This is a genomic window from Pseudomonas sp. NPDC012596 (genome assembly GCF_042902325.1).
Classification (GTDB): domain Bacteria; phylum Pseudomonadota; class Gammaproteobacteria; order Pseudomonadales; family Pseudomonadaceae; genus Aquipseudomonas.
The window spans coordinates 46,188-66,567 of sequence record NZ_JBIBEB010000001.1 but is presented as its reverse complement, the minus strand read 5'-3'; the positions used below and the strand labels follow the sequence as shown (position 1 = coordinate 66,567).

The window sequence follows — 20,380 nt, the reverse complement described above, 5'->3', positions numbered from 1 at the left end:
CGTGGTGTTGGGGCTGCAAAGCACCCTGTTTTTTGCCAAATCACTAATGATGCTCGACCACCGGCTTTTCATGCCGCCGGACAAAGCAGGCATAATACCGCGCCTTCTACACTCAAGCGCATTTTCAGCGATTGCCGGACGCCCCATTGAAGCAGGACCATGCCCCCACCGTATCGCCCCGTCCCTCGGCTTGCCCGGGGTTGTGGCGTATCGTCAGCGCCCTCGATGGCGGGATCTGCCGGGTCAAGCTGCCTGGCGGGCTGCTGCTCGCCGACCAGGCCGATGCGGTGGCGGAGGCTGCCGAGCGTTTCGCCACCGGCGTGATCGAGGCGACCAACCGCGCCAACCTGCAAATTCGCGGTATTGGGGATGACCACCAGAACCTGATCGACGGCCTGTTGGCAGCAGGCCTTGGCCCGCGTGATGCCGCCAGCGACGATGTGCGCAATCTCATGCTCAGCCCCCTGGCCGGGCATGACCCGTCGACGGTGCTGGATGTGCGGCCTTTGGCCGATCAGGTTCTCGACCTGTTGCAAGGCACGCCGCGATTTCACCAACTGTCGGCCAAGTTCGCCGTGCAGCTGGACGGCGGCGAAGGCCTGGCGATGCTCGAACACCCTCACGACCTGTGGCTGTCGGCCATGCGCCTTGAACAACGTACCTGGCTGGCGTTCGGCCTGGCCGGCTGCCCGGGCGATGGCCAGGTAGCCGGTGCGGTGCCGGTGGAGCAGGGGCTGGCGCTGGTGCGGGCCGTACTTGGGCGCTTCCTCGATCTGGCCCAGCCTGATCAGGCGCGCATGCGGCAGTTGCTGGAACATTGCACTGTGGACTATTTCATCGACGGGCTTGGGCTGGATGTGCGCCGCGATGCTGCAGTGCTCGGCTGGCGGCGCGTGGCAGGCAACAGCGGGTGGCTTGGTGCAGTGCCTCAGCAGCAAGGTGTGGCGCTGGGCATCGCCCCACCGCTTGGCCGGCTGACCGCCGATATGCTCCGCGGCGCGGCGCGTGTCGCCCGTCAGCACGGCGATGGCAGCCTGCGCCTGACCCCTTGGCAAAGCCTGATGCTGCCCAATATCGCCCCCACAAGCCTCACCCAGGCGCAACACAGGTTGTCGAGCCTGGGCCTGCTCTGCCACAGCGATGCACCCTTGGCCCGCCTGGTTGCCTGCACCGGCGCCAGCGGCTGCGCCAAGGCGCAGGGTGATACCAAAGCCGATGCCGTGCGGCTGGCCGCGCTGTTGCCCGCATGCGCCCCTGCCAGCGTGCACCTCTCCGGCTGCCCCCGATCCTGCGCCGTGGCCCATGTCGCCCCGGCCACGTTGCTGGCCCGTTCGCCGGGCCGCTATGACCTCTATTTGCGTGACGCGCGCCTGCCGGGCTTTGGCGCCCTGCGCGGCACCGACCTCACCTTGAATGAAGCAGGCGCCATGCTCGCCCTGCCGACGGAGCACCTTGATGATTGATTACATCCGCGATGGTCAGGAGATCTATCGCAATTCCTTCCGGATCATCCGTGAGGAAGCCCGACTCGAGCGGATCCCCGCAGACCTCGAGAAGCTTGCCGTGCGTGTGATCCACGCCTGCGGCATGGTCGATGCCATCGATGGCTTGCAGTTCTCCGAAGGCGCCGGCCGGGCCGGGCGCGAGGCGTTGCTTAACGGCGCGCCGATCCTGTGCGATGCGCACATGGTCGCCGAAGGCATTACCCGGGCCCGCCTGCCAGCAGACAATCAAGTCATCTGCACCCTGCGTGATCCAAGCGTGCCGGGCCTGGCCAAGGACGCCGGCAACACTCGTTCCGCCGTGGCCCTGGAGCTGTGGCGGCCCTACCTGGAAGGCAGCGTGGTGGTGATCGGCAACGCGCCTACCGCCCTGTTCTACCTGCTTGAGATGATTGACGCCGGTGCACCCAAGCCGGCGCTGATCCTCGGTTTCCCGGTCGGTTTTGTCGGCGCTGCCGAGTCCAAGGCGATGCTCGCCGCCGATAGCCGCGGTGTGCCGTTCGTTATCATGCAAGGCCGCCTGGGCGGTAGCGCGATGGCCGCGGCCGCGGTCAACGCCTTGGCCACGGAGGTGGAGTGATGGCGCCGCGTGGACGTCTGCTGGGCCTGGGCGTGGGCCCGGGCGACCCTGAACTGATCACCCTCAAGGCCCTGCGCCTGCTGCGCGAAGCGCCAGTGGTCGGCTACTTCGTGGCCAAGGGCAAGCGTGGCAATGCCTTCGGCATCATTGAGGCGCACCTGCAAGCGGAGCAGACGCTGCTGCCGCTGGTCTACCCGGTCACCACCGAAGCACTGCCGGCGCCGCTTTCCTATGAGCAGGTGATCAGCGACTTCTACGACGAAGCCAGCTTGCAGGTGGCCGAGCACCTGGATGCCGGTCGCGACGTGGCGGTGATCTGCGAAGGTGACCCGTTCTTTTACGGTTCCTACATGTACCTGCACGACCGCCTGGCGCACCGCTATGAAGCCGAAGTGATTCCCGGCGTGTGCTCGATGCTCGGTGGCGCCTCGGTGCTGGGTGCGCCGCTGGTGTACCGCAACCAGAGCCTGTCGGTTTTGTCTGGCGTGTTGCCCGCCGAAGACCTCAAGCGCCGCCTGGCTGACGCCGATGCAGCGGTAATCATGAAGCTTGGGCGCAACTTCCCTAAAGTCCGCGAAGTACTGGCCGAACTGGGCATGGACGGGCGGGCGCTGTATGTGGAGCGGGCCACCATGGCCAACCAGAAGATTGTGCCGCTGGACCAGGTCGACCCGCAGTCGTCGCCGTACTTCTCGCTGATCATCGTGCCGGGGGAAAAATGGCAGGGATGAGCATGCACAAGGCACCGGCGATCATTGTTCTCGGCCCGGGCAGCCTGGCGACGGCGAAGCGTATCCAGCAATGTTATCCACAGGCCAAGGTCCATGGCCTGGAGGGGCGTGTCGAGGGTGTAGACCAATCGTACAGCTCGTTCGGCGATACCCTGCGCGGGTTGTATCAGCAGGATACGCCGATCATCGCCCTGTGCGCTGCGGGCATTGTCATCCGCAGCCTGGCCAGTCTGCTCAGCGAGAAGGGTACCGAGCCGCCGGTACTGGCCGTCGCCGAGGATGGCAGTGCGGTGGTGCCGCTGCTCGGTGGCCTGGGTGGCGTGAACGTGATGGCACGCGAGATTGCAGAGGCACTGGGCGTTGCTGCTGCGATCACCACCAGTGGCGAGCTGCGTTTCGGCACTTGCCTGCTGAACCCGCCGCAGGGTTATGCACTGGCGGATATCGAGCAAGGCAAGCGCTTTGTCTCTGATTTGCTGGCTGGCGAGGCGGTGCGCATCGAAGGTGATGCGCCGTGGCTGCAACAGGTGCAGTTGCCTGCCAGCGAAGCAGCCCGGCGCACCATCCATGTGGGGCATCAGGCCCGCCCGGCCAACCGCGACGAACTGCTGATCCACCCGCGCTCGGTGGTGGTGGGTGTTGCAGGTGGCAACCTGCACGGTATTCGTGCTGCATTGCAGCAGGCCGGCATCGCCGAGCCATCTGTTGCTTGTGTGCTGGCGGACGAGCAAGCCATGGCCGACAGAGCCTTGCACGAGGCTGCACAGGGGTTGGGTGTCGCCTTGCGCTTCGCTGCCAGGCCAGGGGATGTGGCCAGCATGGTGGCTGCAGCGTTGCCAGATGCAGAGTTGATAGAGCAGGCCGAAGTGGTCATCGCAGTCGCGCCTGCCCCGGTCGATGTGGCGCAGGTTGGCCGCCGCCGTGGTCGTCTGGCTGTTATCGGCCTGGGCCCGGGGGCCGCCGAACTGATGGTGCCGGCGGTCAAGGCCGAGCTGGGGCGGGCCGAGGATGTGCTTGGCTACGAAACCTACGTGCGCATGGCCGGCCCGTTCCGTGACGACCAGGTGCTGCACTGCACTGACAACCGGGAAGAGATGCAGCGCGCCCGACATGCGTTCGAGCTGGCGGCACAAGGCCGTTCGGTGGTGGTGGTCTCGTCGGGCGACCCTGGCGTGTTCGCCATGGCCGCTGCAGTGCTCGAAGCGCTGCACGAATCCAGTGACCCGGCCTGGCAGCGCGTCGACCTGGAGATCCTGCCCGGGGTGTCGGCTTCGCTCGCTACGGCTGCGCAGGCGGGGGCACCGCTGGGGCATGACTTCTGTGTGATGTCGCTTTCGGACAACCTCAAGCCCTGGTCGATCATTGAAAAGCGCCTGAACCTGGCGGCCCAGGCCGACCTGGTGCTGGCCTTCTACAACCCGATCTCCAAGTCCAGGCCGCACCAGCTCGGGGTGGCGCTGGAGGTTGTGCGTCGCCATCGCGAGGGGAACACGCCTGTAGTCCTTGGCCGCGACATCGGTAGGCCGGGGCAGACGCTTAAGGTAGTCACCTTGGCCGAGCTGCTGCCGGAAATGGTCGATATGCGCACCATGGTTCTGGTCGGCTCCTCTACAACCTGTGTATTCCCTCGCCTGTCGGGTGGTGTGTGGGCGTACACGCCGCGTTGGTACCCCACCGCGAACTAGTTGCGTCGGAAACCCTTCAGCGCGCTGTGTGGCCAGCGCGCTGGCTAAGGTGATTGCCCCTGACTCAAGGGGCAACATCAAGGAGTTTCCAATGTCCGATGCAACACAAGTCACCACCACCGATGCCGCGATCCTGGTAGAAGGCAACCTGCTTGCATGCGGCGCGGGCATGTCTGCGCAAAACCGTCATGATGTGAAGAATGCCTTTCACTTCGCCACGTTGGTCGCCGATAAAGCGTTTGACGCCGAAAAGCAGAGCCGGGAGTGGTACGACAAATTCATCGATGTCATGCGTGACCTGGGCTTTACCATCCCACGCCGTACCTTCGAACTTGAAACGTCGGCGGAACTGTCCGTCACCGTAGGCGCCGTAGCCATCCGGGCAATAAGTGTGGTTGGCAATGCGCTGCTGGGCGGCACAAAGCTGGGTGAAGTGGCAAAGTTGGCTCTCGACAAGCTGACCACTGTCGAAAACGACGCCACGGTGCTCGACCACAAGCGCAAGAATAAAGCCAGGGGCATGGTCGGCCTGGCGGCCTGCATCGAAACCGTAAACAACGATGTGGTCATGGTGGTGAGCTGCATCCAGGCATCTGCCCCAAAACTGGACGACGACGTGCTCGGCATTCAGTGGAAGCTGGACAAGACCACGTACTACGCCGGCACGGCAGTGCTCACCCTCAATAACTTTGTCTACGACAAAATTCGCGAAACCGTAGAAAACAAACTCGGCGTGCGCAGTGTCGAGAACGTTCTCGAGTACGACATCTGATTGCTTTGCGGCGTATTCGCAACGCTGCCTTGTTCGGTTCTTTGTGGTGAGGTAACACGATGGATAGAGCAGCTGAGCAATTGATGTTGATTGGCGGAACAGCATTGCTGTATTCGCCGGGCGCGGTCGAGGCACAACGCCAGGCCGCTTTCGATTCAATCTTGTACGCACAGTTGGTAGCCAACAAGCACGCCGGTTCACGCGTTGAACATTATGAAAACTGGTATGCCGCGTATCGGGAGGCCTACCGCCAACTGGGCTGGATCAAGCTGGCCAGCACCTATGACCTGAAACCGTTGGGGCGACCTGTGCGCAACGCGCATATACAGCCACTTGAAGCGTGGCTGAAAGTGCGTTCGCTTCGCCATGAGACCGTGCTGGCGGCGATAAAGACGGGCCTTGGCCGATCTGCCGAGGGCTTGCGGCACTTGCTGAAGTTCAGTGCGCATGATCAGGCGCAGTGCTCCACGCTGGTCATCGAACTCGGCTTACTCAAGCCGGGGCCGACGCTGGAGCTGTGCAGCATCTCGCTGCAAATCGACAAGCCACTTTCGCTAGTTTCGCTGGAGACATTTCTGGGCGAACAAGTACTCGAGGGCGAGGCCGAGTTCAACGGCGTTTCCCTGGCGTTGGATGAAGGGCGCTTCCAGCGCCAGCGTGATGAATTGCAGGCCTTGATGAAAACCAAGGATGCACAGGCCGTTTATCGCTTCGACCCTCACGCACAACCTACAGGAGCAGCATCATGAGTGAAGCCACATCTGCCGTTATCGGCGCTGGGATCGTTTCGTTCTTGCCGGGCATTGATGCCGCGCAGAAAAACAAGGTGAAGCTGGCCCTGGCAATGGCCGAACGTGCCACTGATACCGCTTACAAAGAGGGCCTGATTAAAGACTGGTTCGCTTATTACCGTAACCAGCTCAAGTTCATGGGGTGGGATGCCGTCACGGCTGAGCAGATTCATTGGCCGGACAAGACGCGTACGCAACAGACTGACCACGTATTGCAAACCCTGTCCAAAACGGCCGGGGACAGCTTTGCGTCGTCGGTCAAAGTTTCCATCCAGAAGTTGCTGACCCAGCCCTCGGTGCTGAGCGAACTTGAGAACAAGGCATTCGAGAGGCAGCACTTTCAAGTGTTGGCCTGCGCACCAGCCGGCAACAACCGGGTGGACATGGTGATTTACCACGAAGCAGACAAGCAGTCGGTTTTCAGTGCAGGGTTCATTAGCCGCAAGCGCAGTTACAAGAATGTGCGTGCGGAGCTGGTACGGTTCAATATTCTGGCCTTTGAGAACAGCGTATTGCCAAAAGTGCAGGAAAGCGTGGTCAAGGTATCCCTCGCACGCATTCATGACTATGCCATCTAAGGCACCAGATACCCTTTGATCCCGGTGAAAATGATCTGCGCCGCCAGGGCACAGACGAAAAGCCCCATCAGGCGGCTGACGATCTGCAGCCCCTGGTCGCCAAGGATCCGCTCGATACCGTGCGACAGGTAAAGCACCAGGCCGACGGTGAAGCTGGCCAGCGCGATACTGACGATGGCCAGCAGTTTATCGTCCCAGTGCGGCTGGCTTACACCCATCACCAACAGGGCACCGATGGTACCTGGCCCAACCGTCAGCGGTATGGTCAGCGGCACGATGGTCACATCCTGCTGCACGTTATCGGCCTGTACCGCCGGCTTGCCCTGGGCCATGCCCAACGCCGAAATGAACAGCACGCTGCCGGCACCGATGCGAAAGGCGTCGGCGGTGATGCCGAAAATACCGAAAATCGCCCGCCCGAACAGGTACAGCAGCACGCTGGCGACCAGTGCGGCGAAGGCCACTTTCCAGGCCAGTTGCTTGCGCTCCTTGCTGGAGTGGCCACGGGTCAGGCTGATGAAGCACGACAGCACGAAAAACGGGCTGTAGAGCACCAGCATCTTCAGGTAGACACTGAACAACTCATGGAGCATGCGGTGTGTCCTTGTAGGGGCGGTATCGGCTACGAGGTATGCAGCGGATCGGCCTTGGCTTCGCGCTGGTTCGCCCAATACTGGATCAACTCGCGCAATTGCGACAGCTCCACCGGCTTGGCCATGTGCCCATCCATGCCGGCCAGCCGTGCGCGCTCCTTGTGCTCGGCAAGAATGTGCGCGGTCAGTGCCACCACCGGGGTTCGCTGGCGCTGGTTGTCGAGCTCCCAGGCGCGCAGTTGCTGGGTGGCGGAGAAGCCGTCGAGCACCGGCATTTCACAGTCCATCAACACCAGGTCGTAGCGCCGAGCCTTCATCGCTTCCAGGGCTTCTTCGCCGTTGCTGGCGGTGTCCGGTTCGAGGTTGAGTTTGCCCAGCATGCCGCGGATCACCTTGGTCGAGATGCTGTTGTCCTCGGCGACCAGCACGCGGAAGTCGCCTGGCAACTCGTGCGCTGGCGGCGTGTTGGGCAACGGCATCGGCACGGTCTGTTCGCGGCCGCGCTGGGCCAGCTCTTCGGCCAGGGTGGTCTTGAGTGTATAACCGGCGACAGGTTTGGCCAGGATCCGCTTGACCCCGGCATTGCGGGCGATGACCTTGCTTGGCGCATTGCTGATACCGGTCAGCATCACCACCAGGATGTCGTGGTTCAGGCTTGGATCTTCCTTGATCTTGGCCGCCAGTTGCATGCCGGTCATGCCCGGCATGTTCTGGTCCAGCAAGACTGCATCGAAATAGTCGCGCAGGTGCGCCTTGGTCCGCAGCAGGGCCAGGGCCTCCTTGCCGGACGGCACTGCACTCACGTTCATGCCCCAGGCACTGCACTGCTGCACCAGGACCTTGCGGCAGGTGTCGTTGTCGTCTACCACCAGCACCCGTGCATCGCGAAGCGGGCCGTCGAGGTCCGCCGGGGGTTGTTCCAGCCGCGACGGGTCGAGCGGCAGGGTCAGCCACAGGGTGTTGCCCATGCTGGTGCTGCTTTTGATGCCGAATTCGCCCTGCATCAGGCCGATCAGCTGCTTGGCGATGATCAGCCCCAGGTGGCCACCGAGCTTGTTGCTGGAAAGGAACTGGTGGCTGTGCAGCTCTGCCTGCAGCAGGGCTTCGCGCTCGGCGGCGGGCAGCGGCTCGCCACTGTCCTGCACGGCGATGCGCAGGCGCGGAGTTTCGCCGCGCTGGTCAAGCGCCACCACCAGCAGGATCTCGCCCTGGTCGGTGTTTTTCAGGGCGTTTTCCAGCAAGCTGGACAGTGCCTGACGCAGGCGTGTGGGGTCGCCGCTGATAACCCGCGGTACTTGTGGCTGGGTGAAGCTGATCAGCTCGATGTTCTGCTGCTCGGCCTTGGCCCGGAAGATGTTCAGGCAGTCTTCGATCAGGGCGTTGAGGTCGAACTGCACATCGTCCAGTTCGATCTGCCGCGATTCGAGCTTGGAGATGTCGAGGATTTCGTTGATCAGCGTGAGCAGTTCATTGCCCGCGCTGTGGATGGTCTGCACGTAGTCACGCTGCTTGACCGACAGCGGTGTGCCCAGCAGCAGTTCGGTCATGCCCAGCACACCATTCATGGGCGTGCGAATCTCGTGGCTGATCTTGGCCAGGAACTCGGCCTTGGCGTTGATTTCCGCGTCGCTGGCGGCCAGTGCGCGGCTGGCGCTGAAGCGCTCTTCGTTCATCCGCCGCAGGCGTTCGCTGACGGCGAGGTTGAGCAGCAGGCCGCTGGCAACCGCCAGGCCCAGCAGAATGCACAACAACCAGGGCGTGGAGGTGCGTGTCAGGCCAAGCAGGGCCGGCAGCAGCACCAGGCCACCGAGGTTAAACACCACCATGGCCAGGCAGAACAACCGCGCGGGCGCATAGCCCCTGTACCAGTGGTAGCTGCTGACCAGCAGCATGCTCACGCTGCCCAGCGCCAGCAGGGCATAGGTCATCAGGTTGAGCGGCAGGGTGTCGACGAACAGCAGGACCAGCCCGCTGACCGCCGCCACCAGCATTTCGCCCTGCAGCAGGCGGTTTAACTGCGGTGAGTTGCGGGGGGCGAAAAAATGCTGGGTGAAGTACAGCCCCGCCATACCTGCCAGAACCAGCGTCAGGTAGGCGGCCGGGGTTTGTGCGCTGTGCCACAGGTGCCACCAAGGGCCGCTGAGGTTGAGCAGGATCAGGCCGCTGAGCAGCATCAGGCCGTGGTACAGGGCAAGAATCAGGGTAGTGGTGGAGCGGGTGTACAGGAAGCGGATCAGGTTGTGCAGGATGAGCATCACCAGGCCGCCGAACAGCATGCCGAACAGCAACGGTTGGTTGTGGTTCGACGCGGCTACGGCTGCGGGCTCAAGGCTGATGGCCGGGCGCAGCTGGTGCTCGGACACCAGGCGCAGGTAGATATCCAGTGCTTGCGGGCTGTTTGGCAGGGGCAATACATGGTCGCTGCCGCGCAGGGTCGGGTTGGCGTTGCCGGCCTGGCGCCCATGGTGCAGCTGGCGTACCAGCCTGTCGCCGTTGAGGGCGTAGAGGTCCAGCTGGGACAGGTCGGGGGCGAAGACCCGCAACAGTTGCTCCTGATCGCCTGGTTCGAGGCGATAGTGCAGCCAAAGGGCCTGTTCCGCCGGGGCGGCATCGAGGTCACCTAGCGCTGTCGGGCTGAACTGGCTGCGATAGCGATCGGAGCGGACATCGCTTAGTTGCAGGCTGGCCTGTTCATCAAGCAAAACCGACCACCCTCCGCCTTGATCGGCCGAAACCGGGAGCAGGCAGAGCAAAGTCAGCAAGCTGACGATCAGAGCTGTGGCAATCCGAAGCCGACGCACTACGAGATCCCTTCCTAGCCGATGTGCCGTGTATTAACTATGCGCGGCGCGCCAAGTCGAAGGCAAGGCCCCACTGGGGCCCTGTCGACGAGCCGGATGCCGCAGGCGCCAGGCGCCGCGGCCATCCGGTAATACTTACTGCTGGTGCTCACCGCGTTCACGGGCAATCGCCCGGTAGCCGATGTCGGTCCGGTAGAAGCTGCAGTTCCAGCTGACTTCCTTGGCCAGGCGGTAAGCTTGCTGCTGCGCGTCGGCAACGGTGCTGCCCATGGCGGTGGCGCACAGGACGCGGCCGCCGTTGGTGACTACTTGGCCGTCCTTGAGCGAAGTGCCGGCATGGAACACCTTGCCTTCGATCTTGGCTGCGGCGTCCAGGCCGCTGATCGCATCACCCTTGGCGTAATCGCCCGGGTAACCGCCGGCTGCCAGCACAACGCCGAGGCTTGGGCGCGGGTCCCACTGTGCTTCGACCTTGTCCAGGGCCTTGGCGAACGCTGCTTCGATCAGCAGCACCAGGCTCGATTCCAGGCGCAGCATGACGGGCTGGGTTTCCGGGTCGCCGAAGCGGCAGTTGAACTCGATGACCTTGGGGTTACCCGCCTTGTCGATCATCAGGCCGGCATACAGGAAACCGGTGTAGACATTGCCTTCCTCGGCCATGCCGCGCACGGTCGGCCAGATCACCTGGTCCATCACGCGCTGGTGCACGTCGGCGGTGACCACCGGGGCAGGGGAGTAAGCACCCATGCCGCCAGTGTTCGGGCCGGTGTCCTGGTCGCCGACGCGTTTGTGGTCCTGGCTGGTGGCCATTGGCAGCACGTTGTGGCCATCGACCATCACAATGAAGCTGGCTTCTTCGCCGTCGAGGAACTCCTCGATCACCACGCGCGAACCGGCTTCGCCGAAGGCATTGCCTGCGAGCATGTCACGCACGGCGTCTTCGGCTTCCTGCAGGGTCATGGCGACGATCACGCCTTTGCCTGCGGCCAGGCCATCGGCCTTGATGACGATTGGCGCGCCTTTTTCCTGCAGGTAGGCCAGGGCCGGCTCGATCTCGGTGAAGTTCTGGTAATCGGCGGTCGGGATCTTGTGACGTGCCAGGAAGTCCTTGGTGAATGCCTTGGAACCTTCCAGCTGGGCCGCGCCCTTGGTCGGGCCGAAGCAGTCCAGGCCGCGGCTGCGGAACAGGTCGACAACACCGATGACCAGCGGCGCCTCGGGGCCGACGATGGTCAGGTCGACGTTCTTCTCGGCGAAGTCGGCCAGTTGCTCCAGGGCGGTCACGTCGATGGCGACGTTCTCGCACTTGGCTTCAATGGCGGTGCCGGCGTTGCCCGGGGCGACGAAGACTTTCTCGACGCGAGGGTCTTGGGCGACTTTCCAGGCCAGGGCGTGCTCACGGCCGCCGCTGCCGATGATCAAAACTTTCATGTCAAAACCTCGAATTCTTTCGGGCGCAAGGTAAAGCCTCACGCTGTACGAGGTCGCAATGAAGCAGGTAGATGCAAGGCGGGGCCGGTTCCGATGAGCGGAGTTGCCTTCTGGCAATGAGCATCAGCGGAACCGGCCCCAACGCAGCAGATGCCTGCTTCAGTGCGGCCGATTGCCGTAAATCAGTGGCGGAAGTGGCGCATGCCGGTGAACACCATCGCAATGCCGGCTTCGTCTGCTGCAGCGATGACTTCGGCATCACGCATCGAGCCACCCGGCTGAATCACAGCGCTGATACCCACTTTAGCCGCATTGTCGATGCCGTCACGGAACGGGAAGAACGCGTCCGATGCCATCACTGCACCTTGAACCTGCAGGCCAGCATGCTCGGCCTTGATGGCCGCAATACGTGCGGAGTTGACGCGGCTCATCTGGCCGGCGCCGACGCCGATGGTCTGGCGCTGTTTGGCGTAGACGATAGCGTTGGACTTGACGAACTTGGCCACTTTCCAGGCAAACACCAGGTCGTGGATCTCTTGCTCGGTCGGTGCACGCTTGGTCACGATCTTCAGGTCATCGGCGGTGATCATGCCGATGTCGCGGCTCTGCACCAGCAGGCCACCGTTGACACGTTTGAAGTCCCAACCGGCAGCGCGCTCGGCTGGCCATTCGCCGCACTCCAGCAGGCGTACGTTCTGCTTGGCCGCCACCACGTCGCGGGCAGCCTGGGAGATTTTCGGTGCGATGATCACTTCGACGAACTGGCGCTCGACGATGGCCTTGGCGGTTTCGCCATCCAGCTCGCGGTTGAAGGCGATGATGCCGCCGAAGGCCGACTCGGTGTCGGTGGCGTAGGCCAGCTCGTAGGCCTGGCGGATACCGCCTTCGTCTTCAGGCACAACGGCCACGCCGCATGGGTTGGCATGCTTGACGATGACGCAGGCCGGCTTGACGAAGCTCTTCACGCATTCCAGCGCGGCGTCGGTGTCGGCCACGTTGTTGAACGACAGTTCCTTGCCTTGCAGCTGCACGGCGGTGGAGATGCTGGCTTCGCCTTTGTTGGCTTCCACGTAGAACGCCGCGCTCTGGTGCGGGTTCTCGCCGTAGCGCATTTCCTGAGCTTTGACGAACTGGCTGTTGAAGGTACGCGGGAATTCGCTGCGTGCGGAAGTCGACAGGGTCGCTTGGGCCTGGTCGATGGTGCCCATGTAGTTGGCGATCATGCCGTCGTAGGCAGCGGTGTGCTCGAAGGCCTTGAGCATCAGGTCGAAGCGCTGCGCATAGGTCAGGCCACCGGCCTTGAGGCCTTCGAGGACGCTGGCGTAGTCGCTGGCGTTGACCACGATGGCAACATCCTTGTGGTTCTTGGCGGCCGAACGGACCATGGTCGGGCCACCGATGTCGATGTTCTCGATGGCGGTCGGCAGGTCACAGCCAGGCTTGGCGATGGTAGCTTCGAACGGGTACAGGTTGACGGCGACCAGGTCGATCGGCTTGATGCCGTGCTCGTTCATGATGGCGTCGTCGGTACCGCGACGGCCGAGGATGCCGCCGTGGATCTTCGGGTGCAGGGTCTTGACCCGGCCATCCATCATTTCGGCGAAGCCCGTGTAGTCGGCCACTTCCACCGCGTTCACGCCGTTGTCCTTGAGCAGCTTGTAGGTGCCGCCGGTGGACAGGATCTCGACACCGAGCTGTTGCAGCTCACGAGCGAATTCGAGGATACCGGTCTTGTCGGAGACGCTGATCAGGGCGCGGCGGACTGGCAGGCGGGTAGTCTGGTCGGTCATTTCGGATTCCAATAACGCGGTGGAGTCAGCAAAAAAGGCGCCTCTGTTCAGGGAGCCGCCTTTTCTGATTGGGATTCTGGCTTACAGCAAGTCGTACTGCTTGAGCTTCTTGCGCAGGGTGCCTCGGTTGAGCCCGAGCATCTCACTGGCCTTGGTCTGGTTGCCCTTGACGTAATTCATCACGCATTCGAGCAGGGGCGCCTCGACTTCGGAGAGCACCAGGTTGTACACGTCAGTGACGGTAGCGCCTTCCAGGTGTGCGAAGTAGTTGTGCAGCGCCTTCTCGACGCTGTCGCGAAGGGTCTGGCCCTCTTCGCTCGGCGTGTTGAGGTGCTGTTTGAGGTTGGCGTTGTCGCTCACGGGCGTTGTTCCACTCACTAATGTCTCGGTCATCATCGTCATGCGGCCACCCCTTGTCCGTCCTCTGTCTCAAGGCTCTGTCGACGTTCGTTAAAATAACCGCGAACGTTGGCGCACTGCGCTTGTGTGTCTTCCAAAGCGTTGAACCGGGAGCGAAACTCCTTGCCGCCGGGTCGTGTTGCCAAGTACCAGCCAACGTGCTTGCGGGCGATACGAACGCCCATCACATCGCCATAGAAGGCGTGCAGCGCGGCCAGGTGCTCCAGCAGGATACGTTCCACTTCGTCCAGCTGTGGGGCTGGCAAATGCTGGCCAGTCCCTAAAAAATGCTCGATCTCGCGAAAGATCCATGGCCGCCCCTGGGCAGCCCGGCCAATCAGCAGGCCGTCGACGCCAGTGGCGTCCAGCACCGCCCGGGCCTTTTCTGGCGATGTGATATCGCCGTTGGCAAAGACCGGGATGGACACCGCCTGCTTGATTGCAGCGATGGTGTCGTATTCGGCTTCGCCGGTGTACAGGTCGGCGCGTGTGCGGCCATGCACCGCCAGCGCCTGGATGCCGGCCTGCTCGGCGATCTTCGCCACGTTCAGGCCGTTTTTGTTCGCCCGGTCCCAGCCGGTGCGGATCTTCAGGGTCACCGGGACGTCCACGGCGCCGACGACGGCGTGGAGGATCTCGTGAACCAGAGCTTCATCTCTCAATAAAGCAGAGCCTGCAGCTTTGTTGCAGACTTTTTTTGCCGGGCAGCCCATGTTGATGTCGATGATCTGAGCACCCGCTTCGACGTTGGCCCGGGCCGCCGTTGCCATCATCTGCGCATCACCACCGGCGATCTGTACCGAGCGTGGCTCGGGATCACCTTCATGGATGCGGCGCAGGCTCGACTTGCGGCTGTTCCACAGGCTCATGTCGCTGCTGACCATCTCCGACACCACCATGCCCGCGCCCAGGCGCTGACAAAGTGTACGGAAAGGCTGGTCCGTGACCCCGGCCATGGGCGCGAGGATCAGGTTGTTGCGTAGTGTGTATGGGCCGATGCGTACCGCCGACATAGGTGTTCCCTGTTGTGGGGCCGAATCATTGGAGTTCGAAAAAGGGTTGGCATAATACCCGCTCTCGGTGACCGGATAAAGATGGATCTGGATAAAATCTGAACAACTTTGGGCTTATGCCCGATGGTTAGCGACAGCAGGCTGGCGCCGAAAACACGGCGGCCAGCCGCGGCCGGTCACTCCGGGGAGCGGAAGCTGAGGCTGTAGTTCACGGCCTTCGGCCCTGGGTCGAGGATATCCAGGGCGATGTGGATCGGTGTCTGGCTGGGCATTTCGCCACGGCCAGCCAGTTCACCCGAAAGGTATTCGCTGGGCTTGAACCGACGGCTGGCGATCAGTTGGCCATTGAGGTCGGCGAAGCGCAGCTCCAGCAGCGGGAACGGCTGAGCGAACGGTGCACGGTTGTAGATGATCGCGTCGACGATCAGTGCTCCCTTGAAGTCCGGGTGGCTGCGTACCACCAGGTTGCTGCTCTTGATGCGGCCGATGTCGACCCGGGTAGGCACTTCGCAACCGAGCAGGGGGCACAGCTGCTGGAACAGCGGCCGGTACTGGTCCTGGCGGACCATTTCGTCGAAATGGAACCATACATACTGGAAGGCCAGCAGGCCCGCGGCCAGAAGCGTCAGGAAGCCCCACAGCAGGCGCTTGCCCCAGTTGGGCTTGGGTTTTTCCCAGCCCAGCTGCAGCGGGTCGTCGACAACATCGACCAACGGCTCCTTGCGTGCCGGGCGCTCGCCCTTGGCGCTAAAACCAGGCTCCAGGCGCTCGCCGGGCAGCGGTTCGTCAGGGTCGTCATCCCGCGCCGACAGGCGGATATCCGTTTCGTCGTCGTCACGGGCACTCAGGCCTTTTTCGTGGATGATTTCCTCTCCCGCTGGCAGCGGCTCGTGGAAATCATCCATGTCATCGTGTTGGGTAGCCCGAGGCGCAGTAGGCTCGTTTTCGAACTCCAGGTCCAGGTTGCCGCCCAGCGTGGGCTCGGTGCGGTCCCCAGGGGCTGGCTCCAGGTCCAGCGGCTCCTGCTCCAGCAGCACCGGCGCGGGCTCGACGGCTTCAAGCGGCTCATGGTGTTCGTCAGTTGCATTGCCAAACAGCGCGTCGCCATGGGTGTCGGTGGCGGGCTCGTCACGCCGTGCCTGCAGCGCATCGGCAGGTGGGGCAATACGTGGCTCGTCAGGTTTGCCGCGCCGTTCAAGGCGGGCCAGCTCCTGGTCCAGGTCGAGTTCGTCCAGGGCTTGGGCAGTGGCCGCCCAGTCTTGCGGCTGGGCGCTCGGGCGTTCGCTTACCGGCGGTTCGAGCACGGCGACGGGCTCGACCACCGGGATCGGCGGGATCACAGGCGCAGCGCCAGCGCGGCTCTGCTCCAGCAACTGCTTAGCCGCATTGAACACCTGCAGGCACTGGCCGCAGCGGACCACGCCACGCGCCACGCTCAATTGGTGATGGGTGACGCGAAAGCTGGTCTGGCAATGCGGGCACTGGGTGACGAAACTGTCGGTCATGCGGCGATCCGGAGGGCTGTGCAGAGAAGTATTCTAGGCCCGCTTAGCGGCGGCGACCACTGATGCGCACCCAGCCGTCGCGTACGACGATCGGGTCCAGCTCGAAGTCGGCGGCGTAGGCTGCGGCCACCTCCTCACCCTGCTCGGCAAGAATGCCCGAGAGGGCCAGCAGGCCACCGGGGCGAACCAGGCCGGACAGTTGCGGTGCCAGCGAGACCAGCGGGCCTGCGAGGATGTTGGCGACCAGCACGTCGGCCTGCATGGCCGGCATGTTTTCGGGAAGGTGTAGCGCCAGCTTCTCGTCGGCGATGCCATTGCGCTGGGCATTGTCGCGCGAGGCTTCGATAGCCTGCACGTCGATGTCGGTACCGACCGCTTCACGGGCGCCCAACAGCAGCGCGGCAATGGCGAGGATGCCCGAGCCGCAGCCGAAGTCCAGCACCTGGGTGCCTTCGAGCTGTTGGCCGTCGAGCCATTCCAGGCACAAGGCGGTGGTCGGGTGAGTGCCGGTGCCGAAGGCCAGGCCCGGGTCGAGCAGCAAGTTGACCGCGTCTTTCTCCGGCGCATCGTGCCAGCTTGGCACGATCCACAGGCGGCGGCCGAAGCGCATTGGCTTGAAGCCGTCCATCCAGCTGCGCTCCCAGTCCTGGTCCTCGATCACCTCGGCCTGGTGCTCGGGCAGTTCGGCACCGGTCAGCAGTTGCAGGTGGGCGAATACTGCCTCAGGCACGGCGTCGGCTTCGAACAGTGCCAGCAGGTGGGTGTGCGACCACAGCGGGGTGGTGTTGAGGTCGGGTTCGAAGATCGGCTGATCTTCGGCATCCATGAACGTGACCGAGACGGCGCCGACTTCGAGCAGGGCGTCTTCGTAGGTTTCGGCTTGTTCCGGGCTGATGGCCAGGCGTACTTGCAGCCAGGGCATGGCGGGCACCTTTGGTAAATCGACAGGGGCAGCTCGAGGCTGCGCGAAGGCTGGCAGTTTACGCGAGTGCGGGGGGTTTGTAGAGGAGGGGGTGGACCGCTAGTTTTGCCGGTGATGGCCAATCCGGAGCAATGTGTATCGCTTTAGACCCCTGTCGGGGCGTTAGCGTGGAGGCTCCCTGAGTATTGTGGATGACATGCCATGCACGACAGCGAAAACTTGCAACAGCGGTTGGTTTGGTGGAGTGACGTATTCGAAACCAGCTTGCAGTCCCAGGCGCCGTTATTGGCCGTACTGAATCAGCAGTTGACGGTTGAATATCAAACATTGACAGGAGATGTCCTTGCAACAGGGCTTAGGGCCAAATTGCAGGATGCAGTGCTGGACCGGTCTGATCAGGCCTGGCGTGCCGAAGCCGACGGCAAGGTCCATGAATGGATCGAGATCGTGATTGAAAGCGTGGACAGCAGGCTGGTTGAGGCCTATGAGGACTACCTGCTGCGGCACTGGCAGGCTCGGCCGGCAGATCTGGTAGAAGCCGCTGCCTATGACAAGCGGATTACGCTACTGCTGCATGCGCATCTGCAAAGTCTGCGGGACTTGCGGAGCAATAATCGCGGGGGTGCGCTGCTCACGGCTATTTCGAGCTTCCAGGATGCATGGCGAAACACGTCGGCCATGGAGGCCTTTGCTTCGCCCGAATAGCGCGCTTCGCGTTCGGGGCGCGGCCTCCCAGCAATAAAAAACCCCGGCACTCGGCCGGGGTTTTTCATGCATCACGCTAACGCGATCACTCCTGGTTGGCCAGTTTGTGCTCGAGGTAGTGGATGTTGACGCCGCCTTTGCAGAAACCTTCATCACGCACCAGGTCGCGGTGCAGCGGGATGTTGGTCTTGATGCCGTCGACGACGATCTCGTCCAGGGCATTGCGCATGCGCGCCATGGCTTCCTCGCGGTCTTTGCCGTAGGTGATCAGCTTGCCGATCAGCGAGTCGTAGTTCGGCGGAACCGAATAACCGCTGTACAGGTGCGAATCGACGCGAACGCCGTTGCCACCCGGGGCGTGGAAGTGCTTGACCTTGCCTGGGCTCGGGATGAACTTGCGCGGGTCTTCGGCGTTGATCCGGCACTCCAGCGAGTGGCCACGAATCACTACGTCTTCCTGGCGGAACGACAGCTTGTTGCCAGCGGCGATGCTCAGCATCTCCTTGACGATGTCGATGCCAGTGACCATCTCCGACACCGGATGCTCAACCTGTACGCGGGTGTTCATCTCGATGAAGTAGAAACTGCCGTTCTCGTACAGGAACTCGAACGTACCGGCACCGCGGTAGCCGATTTCGATGCATGCATCGACGCAGCGCTTGAAGACTTCCTGGCGGGCCTTCTCGTCGATGCCCGGAGCCGGCGCTTCTTCCAGTACCTTCTGGTGACGGCGCTGCAGCGAGCAGTCACGGTCACCCAGGTGGATAGCATTGCCCTGGCCGTCGGACAGCACCTGAACTTCCACGTGGCGTGGGTTGGTCAGGAACTTCTCGAGGTAAACCATCGGGTTGCCGAAGGCTGCACCGGCTTCGGTACGGGTGAGCTTGGCCGAGGAAATCAGGTCCTCTTCCTTGTGCACCACGCGCATGCCGCGACCACCACCGCCACCGGCGGCCTTGATGATCACCGGGTAGCCGACATCACGGGCGATTGCCAGGGCGACTTCTTCGTCTTCCGGCAGCGGGCCATCGGAGCCCGGTACGGTCGGTACGCCCGACTTGATCATCGCGTCCTTGGCCGAAACCTTGTCGCCCATCAGGCGAATGGTGTCGGCTTTCGGGCCGATGAAGGCGAAACCGGACTTCTCGACTTGCTCGGCGAAGTCGGCGTTTTCCGCCAGGAAGCCGTAACCCGGGTGAATGGCGGTGGCGCCGGTCACTTCAGCCGCGGCGATGATCGCCGGGATGTGCAGGTACGAATCCTTGGACGAAGCAGGACCGATGCAGACCGACTCGTCTGCCAGGCCCAGGTGCATCAGTTCGCGGTCAGCCGTGGAGTGTACGGCCACGGTCTTGATGCCCAGCTCTTTGCAGGCACGCAGGATCCGCAGGGCAATTTCCCCACGGTTGGCGATCAGGACTTTTTCCAGCTTCCCAGACATCGTTGGCTCTCCGCGAATCAAACGACGGTGAACAGCGGCTGGTCGAACTCAACCGGCTGACCGTCTTCCACCAGGATGGCGTCGATGACACCGCCGATTTCGGCTTCGATGTGGTTCATCATCTTCATCGCTTCAACGATGCACAGGGTGTCGCCTTTTTTCACCGACTGGCCAACTTCAGCGAAGTTAGGCGAGGTCGGCGACGGCTTGCGGTAGAAGGTACCGACCATTGGCGAGCGGATCACGGTGCCTTTCAGGGCAGGTGCAGCAGCGGCAGCTTCAGCAGCCGGGGCGGCAGCGGCGGCGGCCGGAGCAGCTACAGGTGCGGCAGCCATCGGTGCTGGTGCGTAGAACTGTTGAGCAGCCGGGGTCTTGCTGTGACGGCTGATACGGACCGACTCTTCGCCTTCCTTGATCTCCAGCTCGTCGATGCCAGACTCTTCCAGCAGCTCGATCAGTTTCTTGACTTTACGGATATCCATTAATCATCAACTCCCAAAGGTTCGGTCAGGGGGCGTAAGTTAAAAAACGTATCTGAACGTTTCTCTCGAACCCCGGCCCACTCAGGCCAGGGTTTCAATCATCAGGGCTGTGCGTTGGCAGCCAGTTGTTCCAGCGCGGCTTCCAGGGCCAGGCGGTAACCGCTGGCGCCCAGACCGCAGATCACACCTACGGCTGCATCGGAGAAGTAGGAGTGGTGACGGAACGGTTCGCGTTTGTGCACGTTGGACAGGTGCACTTCGATGAATGGGATGCTCACCGCAAGCAATGCGTCACGTAATGCGACACTTGTGTGGGTGAAAGCAGCCGGATTGATCAGGATGAAGTCCACACCCTCGTTGCGTGCGGCATGAATACGGTCGATCAATTCGTACTCGGCATTGCTCTGCAGGTACTGCAGATGGTGGCCTGCGGCGCGCGCGCGCTGCTCCAGGTCCTGGTTGATCTGGGCCAGGGTCACGGCGCCGTAGTGGCCCGGCTCGCGGGTACCGAGCAGGTTCAGGTTGGGGCCGTGGAGCACCAGTAGCGTTGCCATCTGCGGATTCCTTGGATTTGTAGGGCAATTCGACACAGCGCGGCGAGTGTGCCGCAAAGCGACGGCAAGTGTCCAGTTCCCGGCAATAGCCAGCACGATGTCCGA

19 protein-coding genes are annotated in these 20,380 nt (G+C 62.7%); 8 read left to right on the top strand and 11 right to left on the bottom strand.

Features of this window, described 5'->3' with window-relative positions; genetic code table 11:
• Nucleotides 1-131: 131 nt before the first annotated feature.
• From cobG to ACFY68_RS00255, 7 genes are all read left to right on the top strand, one after another.
• Entirely contained in the window at nucleotides 132-1,463 is a 1,332-nt protein-coding gene (cobG, locus tag ACFY68_RS00285; RefSeq protein ID WP_387522450.1) for a precorrin-3B synthase, read from the top strand.
• Nucleotides 1,456-2,082, top strand: a complete 627-nt coding sequence (locus ACFY68_RS00280) for a precorrin-8X methylmutase (protein ID WP_016501828.1) — start codon at nucleotides 1,456-1,458, stop codon at nucleotides 2,080-2,082. Before cobG ends, ACFY68_RS00280 begins: the two co-directional genes overlap by 8 nt.
• On the top strand, nucleotides 2,082-2,813 hold the full coding sequence (locus tag ACFY68_RS00275; protein ID WP_387522449.1) for a precorrin-2 C(20)-methyltransferase: 732 nt from the start codon (nucleotides 2,082-2,084) through the stop codon (nucleotides 2,811-2,813). The genes ACFY68_RS00280 and ACFY68_RS00275 overlap by 1 nt, the downstream gene beginning before the upstream one ends.
• Nucleotides 2,801-4,498 (top strand): precorrin-3B C(17)-methyltransferase, encoded by a 1,698-nt coding sequence (gene cobJ / locus ACFY68_RS00270; RefSeq protein ID WP_387522448.1) that lies wholly within the window; start codon nucleotides 2,801-2,803, stop codon nucleotides 4,496-4,498. The genes ACFY68_RS00275 and cobJ overlap by 13 nt, the downstream gene beginning before the upstream one ends.
• 91 nt (nucleotides 4,499-4,589) lie before the next feature.
• Complete coding sequence (locus ACFY68_RS00265; RefSeq protein ID WP_387522447.1) at nucleotides 4,590-5,270, top strand: hypothetical protein; 681 nt, start codon at nucleotides 4,590-4,592, stop codon at nucleotides 5,268-5,270.
• 83 nt (nucleotides 5,271-5,353) lie between these two features.
• On the top strand, nucleotides 5,354-6,019 hold the full coding sequence (locus ACFY68_RS00260; RefSeq protein ID WP_387523015.1) for a hypothetical protein: 666 nt from the start codon (nucleotides 5,354-5,356) through the stop codon (nucleotides 6,017-6,019).
• Nucleotides 6,016-6,639 carry a hypothetical protein gene (locus ACFY68_RS00255; RefSeq protein ID WP_387522445.1) on the top strand — a complete coding sequence of 208 codons (624 nt, stop codon included), beginning with the start codon at nucleotides 6,016-6,018 and terminating at the stop codon, nucleotides 6,637-6,639. Before ACFY68_RS00260 ends, ACFY68_RS00255 begins: the two co-directional genes overlap by 4 nt.
• On the opposite strand, the gene ACFY68_RS00250 is transcribed toward ACFY68_RS00255, so the two are convergent.
• The 8 genes from ACFY68_RS00250 to prmA all read right to left on the bottom strand — a co-directional run bounded on the left by ACFY68_RS00250 (nucleotide 6,636) and on the right by prmA (nucleotide 17,093).
• Nucleotides 6,636-7,232 carry a MarC family protein gene (locus tag ACFY68_RS00250; RefSeq protein WP_300028642.1) on the bottom strand — a complete coding sequence of 199 codons (597 nt, stop codon included), beginning with the start codon at nucleotides 7,230-7,232 and terminating at the stop codon, nucleotides 6,636-6,638. The genes ACFY68_RS00255 and ACFY68_RS00250 overlap by 4 nt on opposite strands.
• A gap of 29 nt (nucleotides 7,233-7,261) precedes the next feature.
• On the bottom strand, nucleotides 7,262-10,033 hold the full coding sequence (locus tag ACFY68_RS00245) for a response regulator (protein ID WP_387522443.1): 2,772 nt from the start codon (nucleotides 10,031-10,033) through the stop codon (nucleotides 7,262-7,264).
• 135 nt (nucleotides 10,034-10,168) lie between these two features.
• Nucleotides 10,169-11,464 (bottom strand): phosphoribosylamine--glycine ligase, encoded by a 1,296-nt coding sequence (gene purD, locus ACFY68_RS00240; protein WP_387522441.1) that lies wholly within the window; start codon nucleotides 11,462-11,464, stop codon nucleotides 10,169-10,171.
• A gap of 182 nt (nucleotides 11,465-11,646) precedes the next feature.
• Complete coding sequence (gene purH, locus ACFY68_RS00235; protein WP_387522439.1) at nucleotides 11,647-13,254, bottom strand: bifunctional phosphoribosylaminoimidazolecarboxamide formyltransferase/IMP cyclohydrolase; 1,608 nt, start codon at nucleotides 13,252-13,254, stop codon at nucleotides 11,647-11,649.
• A gap of 81 nt (nucleotides 13,255-13,335) precedes the next feature.
• Nucleotides 13,336-13,656 (bottom strand): DNA-binding transcriptional regulator Fis, encoded by a 321-nt coding sequence (gene fis / locus ACFY68_RS00230; RefSeq protein WP_011535876.1) that lies wholly within the window; start codon nucleotides 13,654-13,656, stop codon nucleotides 13,336-13,338.
• On the bottom strand, nucleotides 13,653-14,666 hold the full coding sequence (dusB, locus tag ACFY68_RS00225) for a tRNA dihydrouridine synthase DusB (RefSeq protein WP_387522437.1): 1,014 nt from the start codon (nucleotides 14,664-14,666) through the stop codon (nucleotides 13,653-13,655). The genes fis and dusB overlap by 4 nt, the downstream gene beginning before the upstream one ends.
• 176 nt (nucleotides 14,667-14,842) lie before the next feature.
• On the bottom strand, nucleotides 14,843-16,171 hold the full coding sequence (locus ACFY68_RS00220; protein ID WP_387522435.1) for a DUF3426 domain-containing protein: 1,329 nt from the start codon (nucleotides 16,169-16,171) through the stop codon (nucleotides 14,843-14,845).
• A 43-nt stretch (nucleotides 16,172-16,214) separates the two neighbouring features.
• Nucleotides 16,215-17,093: a 50S ribosomal protein L11 methyltransferase gene (gene prmA / locus ACFY68_RS00215; protein WP_387522433.1), complete on the bottom strand. Its 879-nt coding sequence runs from the start codon at nucleotides 17,091-17,093 to the stop codon at nucleotides 16,215-16,217.
• 201 nt (nucleotides 17,094-17,294) lie between these two features.
• On the opposite strand from prmA, the gene ACFY68_RS00210 reads away from it, so the two are divergent.
• A complete protein-coding gene (locus ACFY68_RS00210; protein WP_387522432.1) occupies nucleotides 17,295-17,798 on the top strand; it encodes a hypothetical protein in 504 nt (167 codons plus the stop codon).
• An 85-nt stretch (nucleotides 17,799-17,883) separates the two neighbouring features.
• Here ACFY68_RS00210 and accC read toward each other — a convergent pair whose 3' ends face one another.
• The 3 genes from accC to aroQ all read right to left on the bottom strand — a co-directional run bounded on the left by accC (nucleotide 17,884) and on the right by aroQ (nucleotide 20,275).
• On the bottom strand, nucleotides 17,884-19,239 hold the full coding sequence (gene accC, locus ACFY68_RS00205) for an acetyl-CoA carboxylase biotin carboxylase subunit (protein WP_387522430.1): 1,356 nt from the start codon (nucleotides 19,237-19,239) through the stop codon (nucleotides 17,884-17,886).
• Nucleotides 19,240-19,256: 17 nt separating this feature from the next.
• Complete coding sequence (gene accB / locus ACFY68_RS00200; protein WP_346614742.1) at nucleotides 19,257-19,721, bottom strand: acetyl-CoA carboxylase biotin carboxyl carrier protein; 465 nt, start codon at nucleotides 19,719-19,721, stop codon at nucleotides 19,257-19,259.
• Between the two features lie 101 nt (nucleotides 19,722-19,822).
• Nucleotides 19,823-20,275, bottom strand: coding sequence for a type II 3-dehydroquinate dehydratase (gene aroQ, locus ACFY68_RS00195; RefSeq protein ID WP_346614741.1), 453 nt, complete (start codon nucleotides 20,273-20,275; stop codon nucleotides 19,823-19,825).
• Nucleotides 20,276-20,380: the final 105 nt, after the last annotated feature.

Coding starts and splice junctions, on each gene's coding strand:
- cobJ (WP_387522448.1), top strand. CDS start 2,801: ATGGCAGGGATGAGCATGCACAAGGCACCGGCGATCATTGTTCTCGGC.
- purD (WP_387522441.1), bottom strand. CDS start 11,464: ATGAAAGTTTTGATCATCGGCAGCGGCGGCCGTGAGCACGCCCTGGCC.
- ACFY68_RS00250 (WP_300028642.1), bottom strand. CDS start 7,232: ATGCTCCATGAGTTGTTCAGTGTCTACCTGAAGATGCTGGTGCTCTAC.
- fis (WP_011535876.1), bottom strand. CDS start 13,656: ATGACGATGATGACCGAGACATTAGTGAGTGGAACAACGCCCGTGAGC.
- ACFY68_RS00260 (WP_387523015.1), top strand. CDS start 5,354: ATGTTGATTGGCGGAACAGCATTGCTGTATTCGCCGGGCGCGGTCGAG.
- dusB (WP_387522437.1), bottom strand. CDS start 14,666: ATGTCGGCGGTACGCATCGGCCCATACACACTACGCAACAACCTGATC.
- ACFY68_RS00280 (WP_016501828.1), top strand. CDS start 1,456: ATGATTGATTACATCCGCGATGGTCAGGAGATCTATCGCAATTCCTTC.
- accC (WP_387522430.1), bottom strand. CDS start 19,239: ATGTCTGGGAAGCTGGAAAAAGTCCTGATCGCCAACCGTGGGGAAATT.
- prmA (WP_387522433.1), bottom strand. CDS start 17,093: ATGCCCTGGCTGCAAGTACGCCTGGCCATCAGCCCGGAACAAGCCGAA.
- purH (WP_387522439.1), bottom strand. CDS start 13,254: ATGACCGACCAGACTACCCGCCTGCCAGTCCGCCGCGCCCTGATCAGC.
- ACFY68_RS00220 (WP_387522435.1), bottom strand. CDS start 16,171: ATGACCGACAGTTTCGTCACCCAGTGCCCGCATTGCCAGACCAGCTTT.
- ACFY68_RS00255 (WP_387522445.1), top strand. CDS start 6,016: ATGAGTGAAGCCACATCTGCCGTTATCGGCGCTGGGATCGTTTCGTTC.
- accB (WP_346614742.1), bottom strand. CDS start 19,721: ATGGATATCCGTAAAGTCAAGAAACTGATCGAGCTGCTGGAAGAGTCT.
- ACFY68_RS00275 (WP_387522449.1), top strand. CDS start 2,082: ATGGCGCCGCGTGGACGTCTGCTGGGCCTGGGCGTGGGCCCGGGCGAC.
- ACFY68_RS00265 (WP_387522447.1), top strand. CDS start 4,590: ATGTCCGATGCAACACAAGTCACCACCACCGATGCCGCGATCCTGGTA.
- aroQ (WP_346614741.1), bottom strand. CDS start 20,275: ATGGCAACGCTACTGGTGCTCCACGGCCCCAACCTGAACCTGCTCGGT.
- ACFY68_RS00210 (WP_387522432.1), top strand. CDS start 17,295: ATGCACGACAGCGAAAACTTGCAACAGCGGTTGGTTTGGTGGAGTGAC.